Below are 19,733 nucleotides of genomic sequence, written 5' to 3' on the forward strand. Positions count from 1 at the left end.
TCCGCTATCTTGAGAAAAGATTTAGATTAAAAACGCAGCTTTTTAATAAACACAGACTGTTTATTTTTCTTTTAGTGTCCCTGTTTACTACCAATGCCACCTAAAATAACAAACTCAGTTGCATGGCAGCAAGCTGAAATCCTCATGCAGCCTGCTTTCATCCGCGTTATCGACAATATCCGCAAGCAGCTTGATGAATCTGACTGGACGGGAACTTACCACGATGTCCTGATTTGGCCGCCTAGCACCACTGATGAGATCAAAGCATTGGTGACTGAGTTGTTGCAAGCAATAGAAACTGCAACACCTCAAGAAGCGGATGAAATCAGAGGAACTCTGGCTCGTCTGCCGATGCCCCATCCAGGATATCATCTACGTTTGCAGCGTCAACAGCAAGAAGCAAGTATCGATTTGTGGGAACTGTGTTATCAGGTGTGTTTTGTTGAATACACCTCAGAGAAGGAAGCTGCTGATATTGATAGTAGTTTAATTGATGAACTCGGTGAAGTGGATTGGCTGCGTTTGGATGCTAAGGCAAAGGAGTTAGTTAAGCAGGCGTTTGCTAAATTGCCAGAAAGTTGAAGCCCTGAAAATAAAATACACGAACTAAGCCCACTTGCATGGGCTTATGAGTAAGGCGATGCCTACGGCGGGCTGCGCCTACGCTTTTTCCTCAAGCAGCAAAATCTTCACTCATGCGGCTATAGTCAATTGAGTTGTTAGGTTCTGACTGTGTTTTTAATTTGGCGAGAAATTTTTCCATCCCTAGTATTTCTAATTGATGGAATGTGATTTGATTGTTCTGACTTTTAGCCGAAATATCTGTAATAGTTTGTAGAATCATCTTGCTTGTTTCTGAGACAGTTTTCTTTTGGATAAGAAATTGCTCCATTCCTGGTATTTCTAATTGAACAAATCTAAAATTATTTTCCATTGGTTCACTCAAACGCTTCTGTGTATATCATGCTCATTACGCAGATACGCAAAGCAATGGACACCCATAAAATAAATGTGAATACGCACAATACGCAAAGTACGCAGATTAAAGAAAATGCGGTATTCTGAAAAGTATGAATAGTCGGCAGTTTAATGAAGCTCTGGAAAAGCTAAGGAAAGCACCTCGCAAGGTAGAGGTGTTGAAGTTGTTGCTGACTGGATACACTAATGATGAGATTGCTCAGTCTAGGGGACGTGCAGAAGGAACTGTACGCAAGCAAATCTCAAATATATATAAGGATTTTGGTATTAAAAGCGAATTTCCAGGCGATCGCCCTTTAAGAGACAAGTTAAAGGATCTATTTCTCAAGTATAAACCTGAATGGGTAAGTAATTGCTCTCCTGCTATTACTAATGAAGCTAGCAACCAATCGGAAAGGATAAACTATGACGGCGTGGCTTTTTTAGCTTTGTCAGGTGACGAAATTTTAGAAGAAGTTGGGGAAGAATTAATGTTTTTGGCTACCAATATGCTTCAGCAGATTGGTTTTGAGCAAAAGTTTAAGATGAGCAAGACATCGCAATATGTAGGCTATCAACTTAAAAATCCTGAAAAAGGAAGTAATCCTTATCAACTTATTTTATTAAAACAGAAAGATCGTTTATTTATTTCTATCCCATTAGATATTTTAGAACCACATTTACTCAACCTGAAGTATTGGGAATATAGTAATGCTGTAGAAGAGATATGCCTTTGTACAAAGGGAAGGTTTTGGGTATTACCTAATAAGAAAGATATTTTTTTAGAATCACTCCATCTTAATTATTGGCACATCTTGCAAGCTGAAGGTAAAACAGTGGGCGATTGTTGCATAAATACATGTTATAAGAAAGATCCTCCACTTGAAATAATGTGGGCTGCTATGAATGGTTACGAAGACTACGAACGCAGATACATTGCTTTCTCCAATACCACCTTAGAGGAATTTAACCCGGAAACTTTAAGTGATGGTAGCGCTTACTTAATAGTCAATTACGACGAGCGTTTTAATGATAAGTGGAATATGTGGAAGGTATCCATTAATTTAAAGGAAATCCTGCAAGACTTTCTTAGTTATTTTGGGCAAATTTTAATGGATAAGCATTAAAATTTTGAGCGTATCTTACATACAACATATTAGGTAAATATTCTTTATTCTGCCCGTCCAGCTACTAACACAGAAAGAAAGTTATATGAACAAGCATGATGAAGAACTCGAACTATACTTAAAACCCCGTACTACAGAAACAGTACCAATAAAAATACCAACAGATGCATTAGAATCGCTCAAAAAAATTGCAGCTAATCGAGATATGACGCTTGAAGCATTAATCAAGTTTTACATTGGGCAGAGTTTGCGGCAAGATTTAGCTAAATTATTTTCTGAACGGGTACTTGAATCAACTGCTGAAGTTCTAGCAAAGCACATCGAATCGAAAGAAGAAATTTTAACTATAATTCAAGAAATTCAAGCGAAAGCAACTCTTTAGTTATCTACCAGCAAAGAGTAACAGATAAATTAAGGAACAAAAAATGTCTCACCAAACAAACTACACTGAAGCTTGCAATAATTTTGATAAAATTTACGAAGAGGTAATTAACAGTCGTGAACCTGTAGTTGTGAATCGTGAAGGTGCGGAAAGCGTGTCTATAATTCCTACTGCGGAACTTAATAGCATCATAGAGACAGCATATTTGTTTCAGTCAGCTGAGAATGCAGCACGTCTTTTAGATGCTTTACAACGTGTTAAGGCTAAAACTAATAAAGAACTGTTGAAAACAGCAATTGCTGAGGTACTTCAAGAGCAGAAAGAAGTACTTTATGATTTATTGACAGAAATTATAGAAGATATAGCTTTAGAAAGAGCTATTAAAGAAGGTGAAAATAGTGAAACTGTCAGCCGCGAAGCTATTTTCCAAATTTTGGAAACTAAAGGATGAATATAGACTTCAGAAAAAGCTTTGAGAAAGATTTAAATAATATTCGGGACGAAGCCTTACTTAAAAAGATTAAAGCGGTAATTGAAGAAGTACAAAACACCGAAAATCTAGCGGATATAAGTAATATAAAAAAAGTCCAAGCTGATGGCAACTATTATCACGTCAGAATTGGAGACTACAGAGTTGGAATTGCAGTATCAGAGAGTATAGTAATTTTTGTGAGAGTATTGTATAGGAAAGATGTTTACAGATACTTTCCGTAAAGCGATCGCTTTAAGCATAACCCCTTTCACGCCTAAGCGCCCTTACAAAACCTCAAACTCTTCTACACTTATCCCCGCTTGTCGTATAATACTGCCCAGCGTACCAATAGTAATTTCTCGATGACGAGGCGCGATCGCAGTACGGGTTCCTTCTTCGGTAAATTTGACAAACTTTACGTGACTTCCTTTTTGGCTAACTTCCTCAAAGCCTGCTGCCTCTAATCTACGCTTAACCTCACGATAAGATAATGGTTTAAGCGGCTATTTCTACCTGAAGTGTCTTAATCTGAGGAAGAACAGTAGCTACTGGTGGTTCAAAATGTAGTGACAAAGCTTCCTCAAGATTAGCCAATGCCTCAGTTTCAGCCTCACCTTGGCTAGCAATATCAATCTCCAAGCACTGTGCCACAAACCAGTTACCTTCCTGCCATACACTTGCAGTAAAAGTTCGTTTCATAAGTTTTTATTGTTCGGCACTTTCTTTTGATTTAATTATAGGCTAGAAGAAAATCGGAGATGCATTGAAGCCGCAAACGCTTATTTGCTAAGATTTTCAGTGCGACAATATTCAAACAGGGCAACTTCTCATCACCATGCCAACATCTACAATTGACGATAAAGACGCAGCAGCTATCGAAGCCGCCAAAGTTGGGGTTGCGATATGCGATCGCACCGCCTGGGGACGGATCAAAGTAGCTGGCGACGATCGCCTCAATTTCTTACACAACCAAAGTACTAACAATTTCCAAATACTCAAGCCTGGACAAGGTTGTGATACGGTTTTTGTCACTTCCACAGCCAGAACAATTGATTTAGCAACCGCCTACGTTAGAGAAGATGCAGTAATCTTGCTAGTTTCACCCAACCGCCGCCAATATCTGATGGAATGGCTGGATAAATATATTTTCTATGCCGATAAGGTGGAATTATCTGATATTACACAATACACCAATACCTTCAGCCTGATTGGCCCAGGAAGTGACGCTGTTTTAGAAAAGTTGGGTATTGGCGAACTGATTGGGCAACCTTACGGTAGTCACAAAGTATACACCATTGCTGCGGCTGAAGGAGTGCGGATTGCTGTAGGTAGTGGGTTAGCGGCTCCCGGATACACTTTTACTTTCCCCTATACTGACAAATCTTCGGTGTGGAACAAATTGTTAGAAGCTGGGGCGGTAGAGATGAGCGATCGCGCCTGGGATGCTTTGCGAATTTTACAAGGCCGCCCCGCCCCAGATGCGGAGCTCACAGATGATTACAATCCTCTGGAAGTTGGTTTGTGGCAAACAATTTCTTTTACTAAAGGTTGCTATATTGGGCAAGAAACTATTGCTCGATTAAATACATATAAAGGTGTAAAACAACACCTTTTAGGTATAAGGCTCAATGCTCCTGCTGAAGTTGGAAGTGCGATCGCAGTTGGAGATGAAAAAGTCGGTAAACTTACCAGTTACACAGAAACCACTGATGGTTACTTTGGACTAGGTTACATTCGCACTAAAGCTGGTGGCGTAGGGTTAAAAGTCAAAGTGGGAGAAACTGAAGGTGAAGTCATAGAAATCCCGTTTGTTTCTCACGATTACCCATAACTAATTCAAGTCAAAACATCTTCTTTATTGCTAGCGCCGTAACAAAATTCATCTACCCAAGAAGCTATACTACGGGCATTAGTGGTTGCTAGATTCGCTTTCCTATTAACATCTTCTGATTGAATATTCGGATGCTTGCCGTTGCTTTTAACTTCTTCTGGTTGAATATTCGGATGCTTGCCGTTGCTTTTAACTTCTTCTGGTTGAATATTCGGATGCTTGCCGTTGCTTTTAACCTCAGTAGTAATTGCTAGCGATGCTTTTGAAGGGAGCCGCCCAAGGGGCGATCGCATTGGTTTACGATTACTAGAAATCTCAGTGGTAATTGCCAATGATGCGCCCACAGGGATTCTGACAGATGGGGCGTTACTTTTAACCTCAGTAGCTAATGCCACAGATGGCATAGTTTTAGCTTTGCTGTTAACCTCAGCAGTCATTGTCGCCGATGCTCTTGAAGGTAACTGACCAGAGTGCCAGCGTACTGCTTGAGATTCCCTTAGCAAACCGGAGGATGGCGTTTTTACCGGAGTATCTGGAGCAATTTTAGTTGCAGCAACTACCAACTCCGGTTTGCGTTTAAGAATTACTTCAGTTGTAGCTGTAATTGATGGCACAAGTTCATCGGCGCGTGAAAAGTTAGAATCTAGAGTCTTGGCAAGAGAATGAGGCGCAATGTTGCTGGTAGTTACAGCCGATGACAGATATTCATCCTCAGAATGATTCTCATCTGGCGGTTCGCTTTCAACTTGGCTTATAGCCATAGAATCGTCTGATTTTATTAAACGTAACTCTTGATCGGGATTGAAGTTAAGACCTAAAGCAGCGACTATTTTATCTGGATCGTTATTCAACTCCACCATAAAAGCAAGTATTTCATCAAACTGGGGTTCTAAAACAGAGAGTGTTGCCAAAATAAAACCGGACAAAGGACGGCGCAGACCATTGTAAGTACCCCAAATTCGCATTTTGACCAGCCAGGAAATATTTTGCTCGTAGTAACTTAGCCAGTTTTGTTTTAAGGATTGACGCAGCTGTTGGATATTCATTGGATGCCTCACTTCACTCAACAAGATTGCAGACATTAATATTGAAAATTTAGTTTGATTTCTGGGGATGAAACCGATAATAGAGCATCTGTTGGACTGTTTGACCACCTAGCAAATGATTTTCTATCAGTAGAGATACTTCATCGGGTTGAACCCCGCTATACCAAACCATATCGGGTAATACCAGCACCATCGGCCCATTGCCGCATTGTCCCAAACAGCTGCTAGCCGTTATCGTTACACCAGGGATTGGCAAAGCTGCAAATGCTGCTAAAACCTTAACTGCACCTTGCTTTTTGCAAGTGCGATTTTGACAAACCCGCACGCATTTAGGAGAAGAGGGTTGGTCTATTCTGGGGAAGTTTGATGGTTGAGTTATGTTTGACATTTGTCCATTGTTCTTTATTCTTTGTCATTTGTCCTTTGTCAAAAGTCGGAAGCTAATGACCAATGACTAATGACAAATGACTAATCTATTGAAAGTCCTTTTGAGGCTAGCCATTCAGGGTTGAATATCCGCGACTGATAGCGGGAACCACTATCACATAAGATGGTGACAATGGTATGTCCTGGCCCCAACTGTTTCGCTAGGGCGACAGCTGCGCCAACATTAATACCTGTTGAACCGCCCATTAACAACCCATCTTTCCTTAGCAGTTGGTAAACTACCCGTAAAGCTTCTTTGTCATCGATTTGGATGGCATCATCAGCAGGTGCGCCTTCCATATTGGCTGTGACACGACCGTTACCGATGCCTTCGGTGATGGAATTTCCTTCCATTTTGATTTCGCCGGTTTTGACATAGCTATAAAGTGTACTACCTAGCGGATCAGCAACAACGCATTTAATCGCCGGATTTTGTTCTTTTAAGTACAACGCTACACCAGCATAAGTACCACCAGTACCAGTTGCAACTGTCCATGCATCTATTTTACCATCTGTCTGTTTCCAAATTTCTGGCCCTGTGGTTTCGTAGTGGGCGCGGCGGTTGGCTAAGTTATCAAACTGATTCGCCCAAATAGCGTTTTCCAACTCAGCAGCGACTCTGCCAGATAGCTTGACGTAGTTGTTTGGGTTTTTGTAGGGTACAGCAGGGATGGGACGAACTTCTGCGCCTAATGCTGTTAGTGCGTCTATTTTTTCTTGTGACTGAGTATCGGGTATAATAATTAGGCATTTGTAGCCTTTGGCGTTGCAAATATGCGCCAGCCCAATGCCAGTATTACCAGCAGTTCCTTCTACTACTGTGCCACCGGGTTTGAGTAAACCTTTCTCTTCTGCGTCTTGGATGATATAAAGTGCAGCGCGGTCTTTGACGGAACCGCCAGGATTGAGAAATTCAGCTTTAGCGAGGATTTCACATCCTGTTTGTTCACTAAAACTGTTTAAGCGAATCAGAGGGGTGTTACCAACAGCACCGAGGAAGCCATTCTTAATATCCATTTTGAGTATACCTGTGTGAGTATCTATAAAAATTTTGGCTGATATAGGACTTACGTATCAAGTACCAAATGTAGGGGCAATTCATGAATTGCCCCGTAAGGATTCAGGGGTTTCACTGCCTTGAAAGCGTAAGTCCTATGATAGCGATCGCATGATTTACAACTGATTTGTCTAAAATCCTATATTTTACGCTTTCCATTCAAACTCTGGGATATCTGCTCCCATCATGATGTTGCGTAGCGTTCCTATGGGTAAATCACGACTTTTGTGATATGGCACAATTACCTGAAGTTGTCGCTCAATATTTCGCCATTTGCGATGACTACCTTTTTGAGAAACTAGCTCAAACCCGTAACGTTGTAAAATACTCTCAACATCATCAGCATTCATCCGTCGGGTACGGCTCATCCGACAGTGACCTCGCGCGTCAGCGCACCTGGTGCTAGGTCGATAGTGTCAGGCTCAAGATAAAGTGCGATCGCCTCACAAATATTTTCTAAGGCTTCTTGCTCTGTTTCTCCTGCTGAGACACAACCTGGTAACTCTGGGCACCAAACAGCCCAGTCACTTGTTTCTGGATCTGGTTCAAGAATTACACGCCACTTCATTTAATATCTCCTTGGTTTAAAACAAAGCGAGGGATTGGTTGATCACGCTTGTGTGTGTCATAGCTTACCTGTCCGTTGAATTCAGCAAGCATTAAAATAATTCGTAATTCGTAATTCGTAATTCATAAATTTTGTTTTGTAATGGGGATTCTACTAATGATTTAAGACTTAGGTATTCATTTGCTCCTACCACAGTTTATTCAAATTCAGCACAAACCCAGGTAATACCGATTCACCGCTAACAGTCGCGGGATTTTCCAGACATTCCTCTGGTACACCAGGACGATAAATATAGACTCGGCGATGCTTGCGGTCAATTAACAAGCCTAGCTGTATTCCTGGCTCCTTCATATATTCCTCCATTTTTTCCTTTAACGGTTTGAGGTTATCAGAAGGCGATCGCAGTTCAACTATAAAATCTGGACAGATGGGGGCAAATTTTTGCTGTTGTTCTGGCGAGAGAGCATTCCACCGTTCCAATTTAATCCAACAAGCGTCAGGCGATCGCTCTGCACCCGTTGATAGCTTAAATCCTGTGCTGGAGTCAAAACAAATACCTGTACCATCTTTTTCTGCCCAAACTCCTAGCTGTAAGGCGAAGTTGAAGTTACGATTACCTGTCTCTGAACCAGTGGGCGGCATAATTGATATTTCTCCAAATTGATTCCGTTCAATGCGTAAGTCACGATTCACCTGACAGAAGTCAAAAAACTGCTCGTCTGTCATTTGCATTGAGGAAGGAATTTGCACAACTAAAGGGGATGAAAGCATGATGATTTCCTCTAGGTTTTGCTGTCTACCTGACTGGCTTGTATTTCTTATTCTCACGCAAATCATTGTTGCTGTTGAATTCAGCAAGCATTAAATGGGGATTCTACTAATGATTTAAGACTTAGGTATTCATTTGCTCCTACCACACTTTACTCATATTCAGAACAAACCCAGTTAATACCGATTCACCGCTAATAGTCGCGGGATTTTCCAGACATTCCTCTGGTACACCAGGACGATAAATATAGACTCGGCGATGCTTGCGGTCAATTAACAAGCCTAGCTGTATTCCTGGCTCCTTCATATATTCCTCCATTTTTTCCTTTAACGGTTTGAGGTTATCAGAAGGCGATCGCAGTTCAACTATAAAATCTGGACAGATGGGGGCAAATTTTTGCTGTTGTTCTGGCGAGAGAGCATTCCACCGTTCCAATTTAATCCAACAAGCGTCAGGCGATCGCTCTGCACCCGTTGATAGCTTAAATCCTGTGCTGGAGTCAAAACAAATACCTGTACCATCTTTTTCTGCCCAAATATACAATTGACCGGCTAAGTTAAAATTACGATTACCTGTCTCTGAACCAGTGGGCGGCATAATTGATATTTCTCCAAATTGATTCCGTTCAATGCGTAAGTCGCGATTCACCTGACAGAAGTCAAAAAACTGATCGTCTGTCATTTGCATTGAGGGAGGAATTTGCACAACTAAAGGGGATGAAAGCATGATGATTTCCTCTAGGTTTTGCTGTCTATCCGATTGGCTTGTATTTCTTATTCTCACGCAAGTTATTAACCTTGAGGGCTGCTGGGATTGAAAGATAATAGCGGGAATAGTCGTTTTGGCTAAAAATTTACCGAAAGCGATCGCATTTTATCGTATCTAACTTCCAGCTTCAGTTTCACAAGCGATCAAGATTAAAATAGTAATTTTACTGGGGTTAGTCAATATTGGGGTAAGTTAGTATACTGCATGATTAGCAAGTGAATGCTGATATCATTTCATTGTCTTAGATGGGGTGAACACCGATGACATCTGAAAGAGATAGGGAAAAAGAACTTGAACACCGGGAACGTTTACTCCGAGAACGAGAAATTGAATTACGACTCCGGGAAATGGAAAGTAATATCCATGCTACCGATGCGGCTTTTCATCAAACTGTGAAGCATCAGCCGGAAAATTCCCAGAAGCCTTGGATGAAAAAAGTGATTTTGGGCGGGAAGCTGTTTGTTCTTGGTGTGGTAGCGCTGGTTGCAGTGAAAATAGCCTCAGTGTTGGCTGGGTTTATTATTGTTACAATCCTGGTGTGGATGTGTTATAAATTATTTTTTGATTCAAAGAAAACCAATCTTTAATAAAGGTGTAACTATGATGACTGATCAAGTAGCAAGTGACAGATTTATCCAAGATTTAGAGCGTGTTGGTCAAGTGCGATCGCAGATGTCTATATGTTTGAATAAGCTGGCACAAACAATTAATCAAGCTGAATTGGCTGGAGATTATTCATCAGGAAAACTCAGTTTAGAACGAGATATCGAAGATATTACGATAGCTAGTAAAAACCTCAGCCAAGGTGTATTTCGCCTTTTGGTATTGGGAGATATGAAACGGGGAAAAAGTACCTTTCTCAACGCCTTAATTGGGGAAAACTTATTACCCAGCGATGTTAACCCTTGTACCGCAGTGTTAACAGTTTTACGCTATGGCGCAGAAAAGAAAGTTACGATTCATTTTAATGATGGGAAAAGTCCCCAACAGCTAGATTTTCAGAATTTTAAATATAAATATACCATTGATCCATCGGAAGCTAAAAAATTAGAGCAGGAGAAAAAACAAGCCTTTCCCGATGTTGATTATGCAGTAGTTGAGTATCCTTTAACCTTACTAGAAAAGGGAATTGAAATTGTCGATAGTCCAGGATTGAATGATACAGAAGCGCGAAACGAATTATCTTTGGGTTATGTAAATAATTGTCATGCGATTTTGTTTGTGATGAGAGCTTCTCAACCTTGTACCTTGGGTGAGCGTCGCTACCTAGAAAATTATATCAAAGGTCGAGGGTTGACGGTTTTCTTTTTAGTTAATGCTTGGGATCAAGTGCGGGAATCATTGATTGATCCTGATGATGTGGAAGAATTCAAAGCATCTGAGGATAGATTACGACAAGTATTTCAGGCGAATTTAACAGAATATTGTACTGTAGAAGGTCAGAATATTTATGACGAACGGGTGTTTGAGCTTTCGTCAATTCAAGCACTTAGACGACGGTTAAAAAATCCCCAAGCTGATTTAGAGGGGACTGGGTTTCCCAAGTTTATGGATTCGCTTAATACTTTTCTTACCAGAGAACGGGCGATCGCAGAACTCCGTCAAGTCAGAACTTTAGCAAGACAAGTTTGCAATCATACCCGCGAAGCAGTGGCTAGACGCATACCATTACTTGATCAAGATGTAAATGAATTGAAAAAACGGATTGATTCAGTGGAACCAGAGTTTAACAAACTCACAGGTATTCGGAATGAATTCCAAAAAGAAATTATCAATACCAGAGACACTCAAGCAAGAATGATTTCTGAATCTTTTCGCAGCTACGTTTTAAATTTAGGTAATACCTTTGAAAACGATTTCTTACGCTATCAGCCGGAATTAAATCTGTTTGATTTTCTCAGTAGCGGTAAACGAGAAGCATTTAACATCGCCCTACAAAAAGCCTTTGAGCAATATATCACTGACAAATCTGCGGCTTGGACATTAACAGCTGAAAAAGATATCAATGCAGCTTTTAGAGAACTTTCTCGCAGTGCTGCACAATATGGCGCGTCTTACAGTCAAATCACAGATCAAATCACCGAAAAGCTCACCGGACAAGACGTAAAGGTAAATACCACTACAACTGCTGAAGAAGACAATTCTCCCGGCTGGGCAAAATGGGCAATGGGATTGTTATCGCTGTCTAACGGAAATCTTGCTGGTTTCGCACTAGCCGGAGCCGGATTTGATTGGAAAAATATCTTGCTAAACTACTTTACTGTAATTGGCATTGGTGGTATAATTACGGCATTTACAGGTATTTTACTTGGGCCAATTGGGTTTGCGCTGCTAGGTTTAGGAGTAGGATTTTTGCAAGCAGACCAAGCACGTAAAGAGTTAGTTAAAACTGCTAAAAAAGAGTTAGTTAAACATCTACCCCAAGTAGCATCCGAGCAATCTCAAGTTGTATACAATGCTGTAAAAGAGTGTTTTGACTCTTACGAAAAAGAAGTGACTAAGCGGATTAACGATGATATTGGATCTCGTAAATCTGAATTAGATAATCTAGTCAAACAAAAAGAAACCCGCGAAATAAATCGTGAGAGTGAGTTCAAACGGTTAAAAAATTTACAGGAAGATGTAATAGCTCAGTTGCAAAAAATTGAGGCGGCATACAGCAATCTATTAGCTTATTATAGCTAATATATCTGATTACTCTCGTCACTCTCGTTCCCAGCTAAGAAGCTGGGAATGCAATTCATTGAGGCTCCGCCTCACATTCTTATGATTATCGGAGGCGGAAGCCCTCCCAGTAGGCATTCCCAGCCTGAACACTGGGAACGAGGAAGATAGGGGAATTATGCAACAACAGTATGAAGGTTATAAGGATTTAGTAGATTCTCTGAAATTTGCATCTGCATTACTAAATTTAGAGCGCAAATCGCAACTACATCAAGATATAATTACCATTTGCAATCATCTAGTTAATCCTAGCTTTCGGATTGCGGTATTTGGCCCATTTAATCATGGCAAATCTACCTTGCTGAATGCCATGTTGGGGAATCGCACCTTACCAATTGATTTAATTCCCACCACAGGCGCGGCAATTACTGTTAAATATGGCTCTGATGTGCGGACTCGGATCATGTTGCTAGATGGTACAGAAATCTACCGCAGTGGCACAGAAGTTTTACAGCAATTTGCAATTCTTGATGGAAATAGGCAGATGCGAAAAGATGTAGCATCTGTAGAAGTTTTTTGCCCGCATCCATTTTTGGAAACAGGTGTAGAATTTCTCGATTTACCGGGAACTAATGATCGAGATGAACAAGATAATTTAGTTCGAGAACAACTTTTAAGTGTAGATTTAGTTATTCAATTATTAGATGCACGGAAATTAATGACTTTGGGTGAACGGGAAAATTTACGAGATTGGCTATTAGATCGCGGTATTAAAACAGTTATATTTGTTGCCAATTTTCTTAACTTACTCGAACCCGACGAGCAAAAACAAGTCCAAAATCGTCTGCTGTTTGTTGCGGAAAGCTTTCGATCCGAATTACCTCCAGGTTTTAGTAATTTATATCGCGTTGATGCTTTACCTGCTTTAAGAGCCAGATTAAAAGGCGATGTAGCGGCTGCTAATAGTAGCGGGTTAGCGGCTTTTGAAACAGCTTTGCAAAATATTGTGGGGATTTTGCAACCAAATCGTGGTAGTGTGCGGTTGCCAAGATTGCAAGCGATCGCTTCTCAAATCCAATTCTCATTAAAAGCTAAAATTGACGCGATCGCTATTGAAATAAAATCCTTTGATGATAAAGAAAATACTAAAATTGAAATTAAACAAAAAGCAGCCAATTTAATTTATAAAGGGTTTTTTACTAGCATCCAAGAGTTACACGATTGGTTAACACTGCCCAAATTACTCACAAAATATCAAGCTGATGCAGCAGTTGCATTGGCAGAAAATAACTTTAAAAATTGGCAAATAAATACTCTTAAAAAAGACCTGACTCAGTTGCAATTTGCTGTGGTCAAATGGCTTTATCAAGCTTACGAATTTTTCCAACAAGAACGACCACAAGATTTATTAATTCCCTTTCCTAGCGAACCACAAGTAACACTACCCTCAAAACCAAGCAATACTGATAATTTAAGTGAACCAGGTTCTATCGCTGTTGGTGGTGGTATTGGTTGGTTGTTAGGTGGCCCGGTAGGCGCTGCTGTCGTCGGGAGTATTTCTTATTTGTTAAACAAGAACATCGAAAAAGAAGACGAACAATTAGCACAAGAATCTTATCATCAGGAAGTTGCTAAACTTTGCATAACTGCAATTGAAGATTATTTCTCTCACTTCAGTAATCAAAGCTTATCAATTTTGACTGAATATGAACAGCAAGCCAAAAAAGTAATTTGTTTTGAATTTAGTCAAGAACCGAGAGAAATTACTCAAAAACGGGAAAATTTGCAGCAGTTACAAAAGGGTTTTAATCAGTTGCTACGAGAGTTAGAAAAAGCTAAAATTCTCTCAAATCATCAACCTTATAAAGAAATACCTAAATACACGAATACTAATAGAAAATATTCGCCACAGCCGGAAAGAGTTCAAACTTATACTAAAAAAGATCCTGGTGTTAAGCAACAACAGGAAAATAGTGTTAAAAATACTGGGACAAGGGTAAAATCTGTTTCTCCACCACCACCGCCAAAAGCTTCTCCCTCTCCACGTCCTGAAGAGTTAGAGGCTAAATTTCGTGATTGGGAACTCAATGAAGAAATAGCGCGAATGAAAGCAGAGATGCAAATGCCTGGTTATCAAACTAGCAAACAGGAAAATACAACTCAAAGCAATAAAGCACCCAATCAACCAAAAACCCAAGCCCAAAAAGATAAGACTACTCGCGCTTACAACATTTTAGGATTACAAACAAATGCTTCTTTGGCTGAGGTAAAACAGGCTTATCGAACTTTAGTAAAAAAATGGCATCCAGATTTGTTTGTGAATCAGCCGCAACTACAAAAACAAGCTCAAGAGAAAATGCATTTAGTTAATGAAGCTTACACAATTTTGAGTGACCAATAAATAATTCGTAATTCATAATTCGTAATTCGTAATACCTCAACTTCGCTCGGCCCAAGTTTGTTGCCCTATAGCGATATTATAGTTTCAGCAGATTGGCCCGACGCATGACGAGGGCGAAGATGTAAGGTGATTTCCGTATCGAGTCGCTTGAGGAAAATGAGGAGTTTACCCTCGCCAAAGCGTTGAAACTCTCCTTTCATTAAATGAGATACTTCTGGCTGGGAAATGCCAAGAAGTTCGCTGATTTCGCGCTGTTTCAGGTTGCGTTGTTTCAGAAGGCGCAGTACCTGAACCCCTATCTTGCCCCGCGTAAAAAGTTCATCCGCATCCTCTAAACCAAGATCAGCGAATACGTTGCCACTGCTTTCTTGAAAAACGGGTTCCTGTGTCATTGTTGTTTCTCCCTGGCTACCGCGTCCTTATAGCGTTGTTTAATCAGATCAACATCAGCCTGTGGAGTTTTAATCCCCTGCTTTGATTTCTTTTGAAAAGCGTGCAGGACATAAATTTTCTCTCCAATCTTTACCGCATAGACTGCCCTGTAAGTATCGGTATCGTAGCGTTTGACGATTTCATACACGCCGCTTCCAACCCCTTTAAAAGGCTTGGCATCCATTGGTGTTTCCCCTGCTTGCACCAATTGCAGTGCATAGCCTACTGATGCACGCACCTCTTCAGGGAATGAACGGATATTTTTGAGAGAGTCTCCCATCCAAACCAGAGGTCGTAAAGGAATTTCTATAATACTCTCGTCATTGTCCATTTTATATGAAATTTACTATAAAATAAGTCAGAAAATAGCATGAAATGTCCACAATTTCTTCGTAAACACCAGGATTTTCAGATCCGGGAGTGGCGATTCATCCTAATTTCATCTCTGGCTGCAAAAATAAGGAGTAAATATAGAATTAAGAAACTGTTAGGTGAGACTTATGCAACTGCTATCTTTGAGGAATGGCTTTTTGGTGTTAACCTTTAGTGCGATCGCCTCAGCAGGTGGATTAATCACAGGCTGTACTAGTACTGATTCCCAGATCCAAAGCCAAGCGCCAGAAGCAACCACCACCAATGCTAACGACAAGCAGATGATGAACCACGGCGGTAGCATGATGAACCACAGCATGGGAATGGATTTAGGCCCAGCCGATGCTAATTTTGATTTACGATTTATCGATGCTATGATCCCGCACCATCAAGGGGCTGTGGAAATGGCTAAAGAAGCACAGCAGAAATCAAAACATCCTGAAATCAAAAAGCTAGCAGACAATATCATCAAATCGCAAAACCAAGAAATCACCCAGATGAAGCAGTGGCGACAAGCTTGGTATCCCAAGGCGGGAAATAAACCAATGGCTTATGACAGTCAAATGGGCCACATGATGGAAATGTCATCTGATCAGATGCAAGCTATGATGATGAGTCAGGATTTAGGTGCATCTGATGCTAAATTTGATCTGCGCTTTATTAATGCGATGATTCCTCACCACGAAGGGGCTGTAACAATGGCAAAAGATGTTTTGAGTAAGTCTAAGCGCCCTGAAATCAAGCAATTAGCCCAAGAAATTATCAAAGCACAAAATACAGAGATTAAACAAATGCAGCAGTGGCGAAAAAGCTGGTACAACCAGTAAGAATTTATTTCGCTCAATGCGTAAATTACGATTAATTTGACAGAACTCAAAAAATTGTTCGTCTGTCATTTGCATTGATGACGGAATTTGCAAAACCAAAGGAGATGAAAACATAGGTATTTCCTTCAGCTTTAGATGCCTAGCCTAATTATTATAGGACTTACGCATCAAGTACCAAATGTAGGGGCAATTCATGAATTTCCCCGTAAGGATTCAGGGCTTTCGCTGCTTTGAAAGCCTAAGTCCTATTATTATATTCTCACGCAAAAACCAAAGACGCCAAGATATAACTTTGCGTCTTTGCTTTTTTATCCGAAATCATTTTCAGATTTACATTTACTTGTTAGGCTGAGGAGTTAGGCGCAGATAGGGTTTGACTTCCTGGTAGCCTTTGGGGAATTTCTCTTTAAGTACTTCTGGATCTTTGAGTGAGGGGACAATTACACAATCGTCTCCATCTTTCCAGTCAGCTGGTGTCGCCACGCTGTAATTATCAGTCAATTGCAGAGAATCAATTACCCGCAAAATTTCATCAAAATTCCGTCCGGTACTGGGAGGATAGGTGAAAGAGAGACGGAGTTTCTTGTTGGGGTCAATCACGAAAACCGATCGCACTGTCACCGCCGCGTTAGCATTGGGGTGGATCATGTCGTAAAGCTCAGAAACCTTGCGATCGCCATCTGCCAAAATTGGGTAATTAAGGGTGGTATTTTGCGTTTCTTCAATGTCTCCCACCCAGCCTTTGTGAGATTCTACATCATCAACGCTCAGAGCGATCGCTTTGACATTGCGCTTGTCAAATTCTGGTTTTAGCTTGGCAACTGTGCCGAGTTCTGTTGTGCAAACAGGTGTAAAATCAGCAGGGTGAGAGAACAGCACAATCCAGCTGTCACCTGCCCATTGGTAAAAATCGATGTCGCCGTGTGTTGAGGCTTGCGTAAAGTTGGGTACTGTGTCACCTAGACGGAGAGTCATGTAAGATTCCCTGTAGTTTAGAAGATTATTATATATGTTCTACTTTGCCATTTTGGCTAATTTGTCCGTGAGAATTTCCTGGTAGGCTTGAATTGTAGCAACAGCGATCGCATCCCAGCTAAAATTTTCCAATGCATATTTTTGGGCGTTTAATCCCCGCCGTTGGCGTTCTTGGGGATTTTCCAAAGCTTCTTGCAATAATTCTACCAGTACTTGCACATCTGTTGCACCTACCCAACCCGACTCACTATCACGTATCTGTTGACAAATATGCACTTGGTCAGAAATGACTACGGGTACGCCTGCTACCATTGCTTCAGCTACAGCAATCCCAAAATTTTCGTAATAGGAAGGCAAGACAAATAAATCAGCAGCTTGTAGTAAACTAACTTTTAATTCACCAGTCACAAAGCCAGTAATTGTAGTGTGCGATCGCAGTGGTGAATTTTGAATTTCGGATATTATCTTTTGTTCGTAATTTGGATCTTGGGGATTTGTCCCAGCTAAGACAAAATGAAACTTATAACCAACCGCTAACAGCTTCTCTAGCGCCGGAATCAACAAATTTAACCCCTTTTTCGGGTCAATTCGTGACATAAACAATACTAAAGGTACATCCTCTGGTATTCCTAACTGACTACATACATTTTTAACGGACGATTGAGGGGGAGTCACACCCAAGGGAATCACCAAATCTGGCGTAGAAACTCCAAATCTTTCTGATATTTTAGCTTCTTGCTCGCTGGTAAAATGAATTGCTGCTGCACCAGCTAAATTTTGACGTTCTATAATTGCGACATAAAGCTGTTTTAATTGTTTTTTCTTTTGTAAATCAGCCGGATCGAGAGTACCTAAAGAACGGAAAATATAAGGTAGCTTTTGTTGACGACAGACAATAGCAGCAGCACTACTTATAGGAGAGAATAGAGCATGAATATGTGCTATATCAAACTCGTGAGCATGACCTTTTAGCCAATTTAATAAATCTAAAGAAAATTTGTAGCGACGAAATGGGGCGCAACGAAAGTAAATTATTTCATAGCCATCTTGTTTAATTGGGCGATTTAAAGCAACATCCAGAGGTGTTTGACCATTATCACCATTACTATCGGTTGTGAGAATTGTAACTTCCACTCCCTCTTTTACCAAAGCTGGAGCTAATCCTAATACCATTTGACTAGGGCCGCCGTAAATCAAAGAAATTGAGGGAACAATTTGTAATATTTTCATTTGTTTATAATTTTTCAAGGCTTTTTAACCCACGGAGGTGGGTTTTGTCTGTATAGCCGCGACTTCTAGTCGCCTTTTCAAACATCGTGTTAATCACTATTAACCAATTCTTGATAAAACTCTAATTGCTGTTTAGCCAAAGCTTTATTTGTATATTTAATCATTGCTTTTTGATAGCCCATTTCACCCAGAGTGTGAGCAAAATCTGGTTTATCTATTAATTGAACTAAGCAATTAGCAAGGGCTTGAGCATCACCTTCAGGAAATACTAAACCAGCATCGCCAATTACATAGGGAATTTCACCAGAATCAGAACCAATCACAGGTACTTGGCAAGCCATCGCCTCAATTAGCACATGACCAAATTGTTCTTTCCAGCCAACAGAAGTTAAGGTTTTAAAATTGTGAGTAGTTTCAGAAGGTAGTACTAAAGTACTCATTAAATTGATATAGTTTGCAACTTCGTTATGGGGAACACTTTCTACCAAAATTAATCGTTCTTCAATATTGTTTTCTGTCGCAATTTTGATTAATTGACTTTGCAACTCTCCTCGTCCCAGTAAAAGTAATTTCCAAGGTTTATTTTTCAAAGTGATTAAGGCTTGCAAAAGCGTTAACAAACCTTTTTCCGGCACAAATCGCCCCACAAAACCTACAATAAAATCTTCTTTTTTAATATCCAACTTAGCTGCTAATTCTGGTTGAGCTTTGGGAGTAAATAGAGTTTCATCTACACCCAATTGCGGCATAACTTTAATTGCTCCTTTATATCCCCGTTGGCGCAAAACTTCTGCTCCATCTTGATTGCCAGAAATAATGCCGTGGCTGTGATTGAGGTTATATGTTTCTAATAAAGCAACTGGTAATTTCAGATGATATGGTAAATTCCACCAGGTAAAAAATACATTTTTTGCCTTGAGTCCTAATAGCTGATTTAAGGCAATCATCTGAGTATAAGCTAGCCCCCTAGACCCTTGTTCCACTTGGATGATTTGGGGACGGAATTCTTTTAACAAAGATATCAAATCAGCACCAAAGGTAAGCAGTCCCTGATGATTTTGACTGAAATTAGAAACAGGAACTATTCTAAATGTGCCTTCATCGCGGTATTCAGTTTCAATAATTCTATTTTGTACGCCACCTGGTTTCCAACGCTTTGGGACTACAACTGTCACTTCAATGTCCGGTTCTAGTTGAGATAAAGCGCGTAGTTTTTCACAGTTGAGGTCTACGATATAAGTGTGACTAGCAACTAAAATTTTCATTGATATTTATTAATTGATATTTATTCTTTGTCAGCTATTCTTTATTCTTCACTAACTCCTAACTCCTAACTCCTAACTCCTAACTCCTAACTCCTAACTCCTAACTCCTAACTCCTAACTCCTAACTCCTAACTCCTAACTCCTAACTCCTAACTCCTAACTCC

24 protein-coding genes and 2 pseudogenes are annotated in these 19,733 nt (G+C 40.3%); 10 read left to right on the forward strand and 16 right to left on the reverse strand.

Annotation, left to right across the window (positions count from 1 at the left end; all coding sequences use genetic code 11):
- Window positions 1–93: 93 nt before the first annotated feature.
- Window positions 94–582, forward strand: a complete 489-nt coding sequence (locus V7K73_RS14240) for a hypothetical protein (protein WP_334880949.1) — start codon at window positions 94–96, stop codon at window positions 580–582.
- A 91-nt stretch (window positions 583–673) separates the two neighbouring features.
- Here the strand turns inward: V7K73_RS14240 and V7K73_RS14245 are convergent, their stop codons facing one another.
- A complete protein-coding gene (locus tag V7K73_RS14245; protein WP_334880951.1) occupies window positions 674–934 on the reverse strand; it encodes a hypothetical protein in 261 nt (86 codons plus the stop codon).
- A gap of 136 nt (window positions 935–1,070) precedes the next feature.
- Here V7K73_RS14245 and V7K73_RS14250 point away from each other — a divergent pair, with 136 nt between their 5' ends.
- From V7K73_RS14250 to V7K73_RS14265, 4 genes are all read left to right on the forward strand, one after another.
- Window positions 1,071–2,084, forward strand: a complete 1,014-nt coding sequence (locus V7K73_RS14250; protein ID WP_334880953.1) for a helix-turn-helix domain-containing protein — start codon at window positions 1,071–1,073, stop codon at window positions 2,082–2,084.
- 85 nt (window positions 2,085–2,169) lie between these two features.
- A complete protein-coding gene (locus V7K73_RS14255; protein WP_334880955.1) occupies window positions 2,170–2,466 on the forward strand; it encodes a hypothetical protein in 297 nt (98 codons plus the stop codon).
- Window positions 2,467–2,509: 43 nt separating this feature from the next.
- On the forward strand, window positions 2,510–2,917 hold the full coding sequence (locus V7K73_RS14260) for a type II toxin-antitoxin system Phd/YefM family antitoxin (protein ID WP_334880957.1): 408 nt from the start codon (window positions 2,510–2,512) through the stop codon (window positions 2,915–2,917).
- A complete protein-coding gene (locus V7K73_RS14265) occupies window positions 2,914–3,180 on the forward strand; it encodes a type II toxin-antitoxin system RelE family toxin (RefSeq protein ID WP_334880959.1) in 267 nt (88 codons plus the stop codon). The genes V7K73_RS14260 and V7K73_RS14265 overlap by 4 nt, the downstream gene beginning before the upstream one ends.
- A gap of 42 nt (window positions 3,181–3,222) precedes the next feature.
- On the opposite strand, the pseudogene V7K73_RS14270 reads toward V7K73_RS14265, so the two are convergent.
- Together V7K73_RS14270 and V7K73_RS14275 are read right to left on the reverse strand one after the other, a co-directional pair.
- Window positions 3,223–3,363, reverse strand: a pseudogene (locus V7K73_RS14270) (type II toxin-antitoxin system HicA family toxin); the annotation flags it as partial.
- A gap of 70 nt (window positions 3,364–3,433) precedes the next feature.
- Window positions 3,434–3,637 carry a type II toxin-antitoxin system HicB family antitoxin gene (locus tag V7K73_RS14275; RefSeq protein WP_334880961.1) on the reverse strand — a complete coding sequence of 68 codons (204 nt, stop codon included), beginning with the start codon at window positions 3,635–3,637 and terminating at the stop codon, window positions 3,434–3,436.
- 136 nt (window positions 3,638–3,773) lie between these two features.
- On the opposite strand from V7K73_RS14275, the gene ygfZ reads away from it, so the two are divergent.
- On the forward strand, window positions 3,774–4,769 hold the full coding sequence (gene ygfZ / locus V7K73_RS14280) for a CAF17-like 4Fe-4S cluster assembly/insertion protein YgfZ (protein WP_334880963.1): 996 nt from the start codon (window positions 3,774–3,776) through the stop codon (window positions 4,767–4,769).
- A gap of 5 nt (window positions 4,770–4,774) precedes the next feature.
- Here ygfZ and V7K73_RS14285 read toward each other — a convergent pair whose 3' ends face one another.
- The 7 genes from V7K73_RS14285 to V7K73_RS14315 form a co-directional block, all read right to left on the reverse strand.
- Window positions 4,775–5,815, reverse strand: a complete 1,041-nt coding sequence (locus tag V7K73_RS14285) for a DUF5331 domain-containing protein (protein WP_334880965.1) — start codon at window positions 5,813–5,815, stop codon at window positions 4,775–4,777.
- A 49-nt stretch (window positions 5,816–5,864) separates the two neighbouring features.
- Window positions 5,865–6,203 carry a (2Fe-2S) ferredoxin domain-containing protein gene (locus V7K73_RS14290; protein ID WP_334880967.1) on the reverse strand — a complete coding sequence of 113 codons (339 nt, stop codon included), beginning with the start codon at window positions 6,201–6,203 and terminating at the stop codon, window positions 5,865–5,867.
- 80 nt (window positions 6,204–6,283) lie between these two features.
- Window positions 6,284–7,258, reverse strand: coding sequence for a cysteine synthase A (locus V7K73_RS14295; RefSeq protein WP_334880969.1), 975 nt, complete (start codon window positions 7,256–7,258; stop codon window positions 6,284–6,286).
- Between the two features lie 186 nt (window positions 7,259–7,444).
- A complete protein-coding gene (locus V7K73_RS14300) occupies window positions 7,445–7,666 on the reverse strand; it encodes a type II toxin-antitoxin system HicA family toxin (protein ID WP_334880971.1) in 222 nt (73 codons plus the stop codon).
- A complete protein-coding gene (locus tag V7K73_RS14305; protein WP_334880973.1) occupies window positions 7,663–7,866 on the reverse strand; it encodes a type II toxin-antitoxin system HicB family antitoxin in 204 nt (67 codons plus the stop codon). Before V7K73_RS14305 ends, V7K73_RS14300 begins: the two co-directional genes overlap by 4 nt.
- 186 nt (window positions 7,867–8,052) lie before the next feature.
- A complete protein-coding gene (locus tag V7K73_RS14310) occupies window positions 8,053–8,637 on the reverse strand; it encodes a Uma2 family endonuclease (protein WP_334880975.1) in 585 nt (194 codons plus the stop codon).
- A 139-nt stretch (window positions 8,638–8,776) separates the two neighbouring features.
- Window positions 8,777–9,361 (reverse strand): Uma2 family endonuclease, encoded by a 585-nt coding sequence (locus V7K73_RS14315; RefSeq protein WP_334880977.1) that lies wholly within the window; start codon window positions 9,359–9,361, stop codon window positions 8,777–8,779.
- Between the two features lie 302 nt (window positions 9,362–9,663).
- Between V7K73_RS14315 and V7K73_RS14320 the strand changes: the two genes are divergently transcribed.
- The 3 genes from V7K73_RS14320 (at window position 9,664) to V7K73_RS14330 (ending at window position 14,468) form a co-directional block, all read left to right on the forward strand.
- Complete coding sequence (locus V7K73_RS14320; protein WP_334880979.1) at window positions 9,664–9,990, forward strand: DUF3040 domain-containing protein; 327 nt, start codon at window positions 9,664–9,666, stop codon at window positions 9,988–9,990.
- A gap of 16 nt (window positions 9,991–10,006) precedes the next feature.
- A complete protein-coding gene (locus V7K73_RS14325; protein ID WP_334880996.1) occupies window positions 10,007–12,088 on the forward strand; it encodes a dynamin family protein in 2,082 nt (693 codons plus the stop codon).
- Between the two features lie 157 nt (window positions 12,089–12,245).
- Entirely contained in the window at window positions 12,246–14,468 is a 2,223-nt protein-coding gene (locus V7K73_RS14330; RefSeq protein ID WP_334880981.1) for a dynamin family protein, read from the forward strand.
- A 65-nt stretch (window positions 14,469–14,533) separates the two neighbouring features.
- On the opposite strand, the gene V7K73_RS14335 is transcribed toward V7K73_RS14330, so the two are convergent.
- A complete protein-coding gene (locus V7K73_RS14335) occupies window positions 14,534–14,860 on the reverse strand; it encodes a helix-turn-helix domain-containing protein (RefSeq protein WP_334880983.1) in 327 nt (108 codons plus the stop codon).
- A complete protein-coding gene (locus V7K73_RS14340) occupies window positions 14,857–15,231 on the reverse strand; it encodes a type II toxin-antitoxin system RelE/ParE family toxin (protein ID WP_334880985.1) in 375 nt (124 codons plus the stop codon). Before V7K73_RS14340 ends, V7K73_RS14335 begins: the two co-directional genes overlap by 4 nt.
- A gap of 169 nt (window positions 15,232–15,400) precedes the next feature.
- Between V7K73_RS14340 and V7K73_RS14345 the strand changes: the two genes are divergently transcribed.
- Entirely contained in the window at window positions 15,401–16,099 is a 699-nt protein-coding gene (locus V7K73_RS14345; RefSeq protein WP_334880987.1) for a DUF305 domain-containing protein, read from the forward strand.
- On the opposite strand, the pseudogene V7K73_RS14350 reads toward V7K73_RS14345, so the two are convergent.
- The 4 genes and pseudogenes from V7K73_RS14350 to hpsO all read right to left on the reverse strand — a co-directional run.
- A pseudogene (locus tag V7K73_RS14350) lies at window positions 16,100–16,213 on the reverse strand (Uma2 family endonuclease); the annotation flags it as partial.
- Window positions 16,214–16,435: 222 nt separating this feature from the next.
- A complete protein-coding gene (locus tag V7K73_RS14355; protein WP_334880988.1) occupies window positions 16,436–17,074 on the reverse strand; it encodes a peroxiredoxin in 639 nt (212 codons plus the stop codon).
- A 39-nt stretch (window positions 17,075–17,113) separates the two neighbouring features.
- Window positions 17,114–18,304 carry a hormogonium polysaccharide biosynthesis glycosyltransferase HpsP gene (gene hpsP / locus V7K73_RS14360; protein ID WP_334880990.1) on the reverse strand — a complete coding sequence of 397 codons (1,191 nt, stop codon included), beginning with the start codon at window positions 18,302–18,304 and terminating at the stop codon, window positions 17,114–17,116.
- Window positions 18,305–18,393: 89 nt separating this feature from the next.
- Window positions 18,394–19,569 carry a hormogonium polysaccharide biosynthesis glycosyltransferase HpsO gene (gene hpsO, locus V7K73_RS14365; RefSeq protein ID WP_334880992.1) on the reverse strand — a complete coding sequence of 392 codons (1,176 nt, stop codon included), beginning with the start codon at window positions 19,567–19,569 and terminating at the stop codon, window positions 18,394–18,396.
- Window positions 19,570–19,733 lie beyond the last annotated feature (164 nt).

The sequence above is a fragment of the Nostoc sp. genome (genome assembly GCF_036916975.1).
Classification (GTDB): domain Bacteria; phylum Cyanobacteriota; class Cyanobacteriia; order Cyanobacteriales; family Nostocaceae; genus Nostoc.

Coding starts and splice junctions, on each gene's coding strand:
- V7K73_RS14240 (WP_334880949.1), top strand. CDS start 94: ATGCCACCTAAAATAACAAACTCAGTTGCATGGCAGCAAGCTGAAATC.
- V7K73_RS14245 (WP_334880951.1), bottom strand. CDS start 934: ATGGAAAATAATTTTAGATTTGTTCAATTAGAAATACCAGGAATGGAG.
- V7K73_RS14250 (WP_334880953.1), top strand. CDS start 1,071: ATGAATAGTCGGCAGTTTAATGAAGCTCTGGAAAAGCTAAGGAAAGCA.
- V7K73_RS14255 (WP_334880955.1), top strand. CDS start 2,170: ATGAACAAGCATGATGAAGAACTCGAACTATACTTAAAACCCCGTACT.
- V7K73_RS14260 (WP_334880957.1), top strand. CDS start 2,510: ATGTCTCACCAAACAAACTACACTGAAGCTTGCAATAATTTTGATAAA.
- V7K73_RS14265 (WP_334880959.1), top strand. CDS start 2,914: ATGAATATAGACTTCAGAAAAAGCTTTGAGAAAGATTTAAATAATATT.
- V7K73_RS14275 (WP_334880961.1), bottom strand. CDS start 3,637: ATGAAACGAACTTTTACTGCAAGTGTATGGCAGGAAGGTAACTGGTTT.
- ygfZ (WP_334880963.1), top strand. CDS start 3,774: ATGCCAACATCTACAATTGACGATAAAGACGCAGCAGCTATCGAAGCC.
- V7K73_RS14285 (WP_334880965.1), bottom strand. CDS start 5,815: ATGAATATCCAACAGCTGCGTCAATCCTTAAAACAAAACTGGCTAAGT.
- V7K73_RS14290 (WP_334880967.1), bottom strand. CDS start 6,203: ATGTCAAACATAACTCAACCATCAAACTTCCCCAGAATAGACCAACCC.
- V7K73_RS14295 (WP_334880969.1), bottom strand. CDS start 7,258: ATGGATATTAAGAATGGCTTCCTCGGTGCTGTTGGTAACACCCCTCTG.
- V7K73_RS14300 (WP_334880971.1), bottom strand. CDS start 7,666: ATGAGCCGTACCCGACGGATGAATGCTGATGATGTTGAGAGTATTTTA.
- V7K73_RS14305 (WP_334880973.1), bottom strand. CDS start 7,866: ATGAAGTGGCGTGTAATTCTTGAACCAGATCCAGAAACAAGTGACTGG.
- V7K73_RS14310 (WP_334880975.1), bottom strand. CDS start 8,637: ATGCTTTCATCCCCTTTAGTTGTGCAAATTCCTTCCTCAATGCAAATG.
- V7K73_RS14315 (WP_334880977.1), bottom strand. CDS start 9,361: ATGCTTTCATCCCCTTTAGTTGTGCAAATTCCTCCCTCAATGCAAATG.
- V7K73_RS14320 (WP_334880979.1), top strand. CDS start 9,664: ATGACATCTGAAAGAGATAGGGAAAAAGAACTTGAACACCGGGAACGT.
- V7K73_RS14325 (WP_334880996.1), top strand. CDS start 10,007: ATGACTGATCAAGTAGCAAGTGACAGATTTATCCAAGATTTAGAGCGT.
- V7K73_RS14330 (WP_334880981.1), top strand. CDS start 12,246: ATGCAACAACAGTATGAAGGTTATAAGGATTTAGTAGATTCTCTGAAA.
- V7K73_RS14335 (WP_334880983.1), bottom strand. CDS start 14,860: ATGACACAGGAACCCGTTTTTCAAGAAAGCAGTGGCAACGTATTCGCT.
- V7K73_RS14340 (WP_334880985.1), bottom strand. CDS start 15,231: ATGGACAATGACGAGAGTATTATAGAAATTCCTTTACGACCTCTGGTT.
- V7K73_RS14345 (WP_334880987.1), top strand. CDS start 15,401: ATGCAACTGCTATCTTTGAGGAATGGCTTTTTGGTGTTAACCTTTAGT.
- V7K73_RS14355 (WP_334880988.1), bottom strand. CDS start 17,074: ATGACTCTCCGTCTAGGTGACACAGTACCCAACTTTACGCAAGCCTCA.
- hpsP (WP_334880990.1), bottom strand. CDS start 18,304: ATGAAAATATTACAAATTGTTCCCTCAATTTCTTTGATTTACGGCGGC.
- hpsO (WP_334880992.1), bottom strand. CDS start 19,569: ATGAAAATTTTAGTTGCTAGTCACACTTATATCGTAGACCTCAACTGT.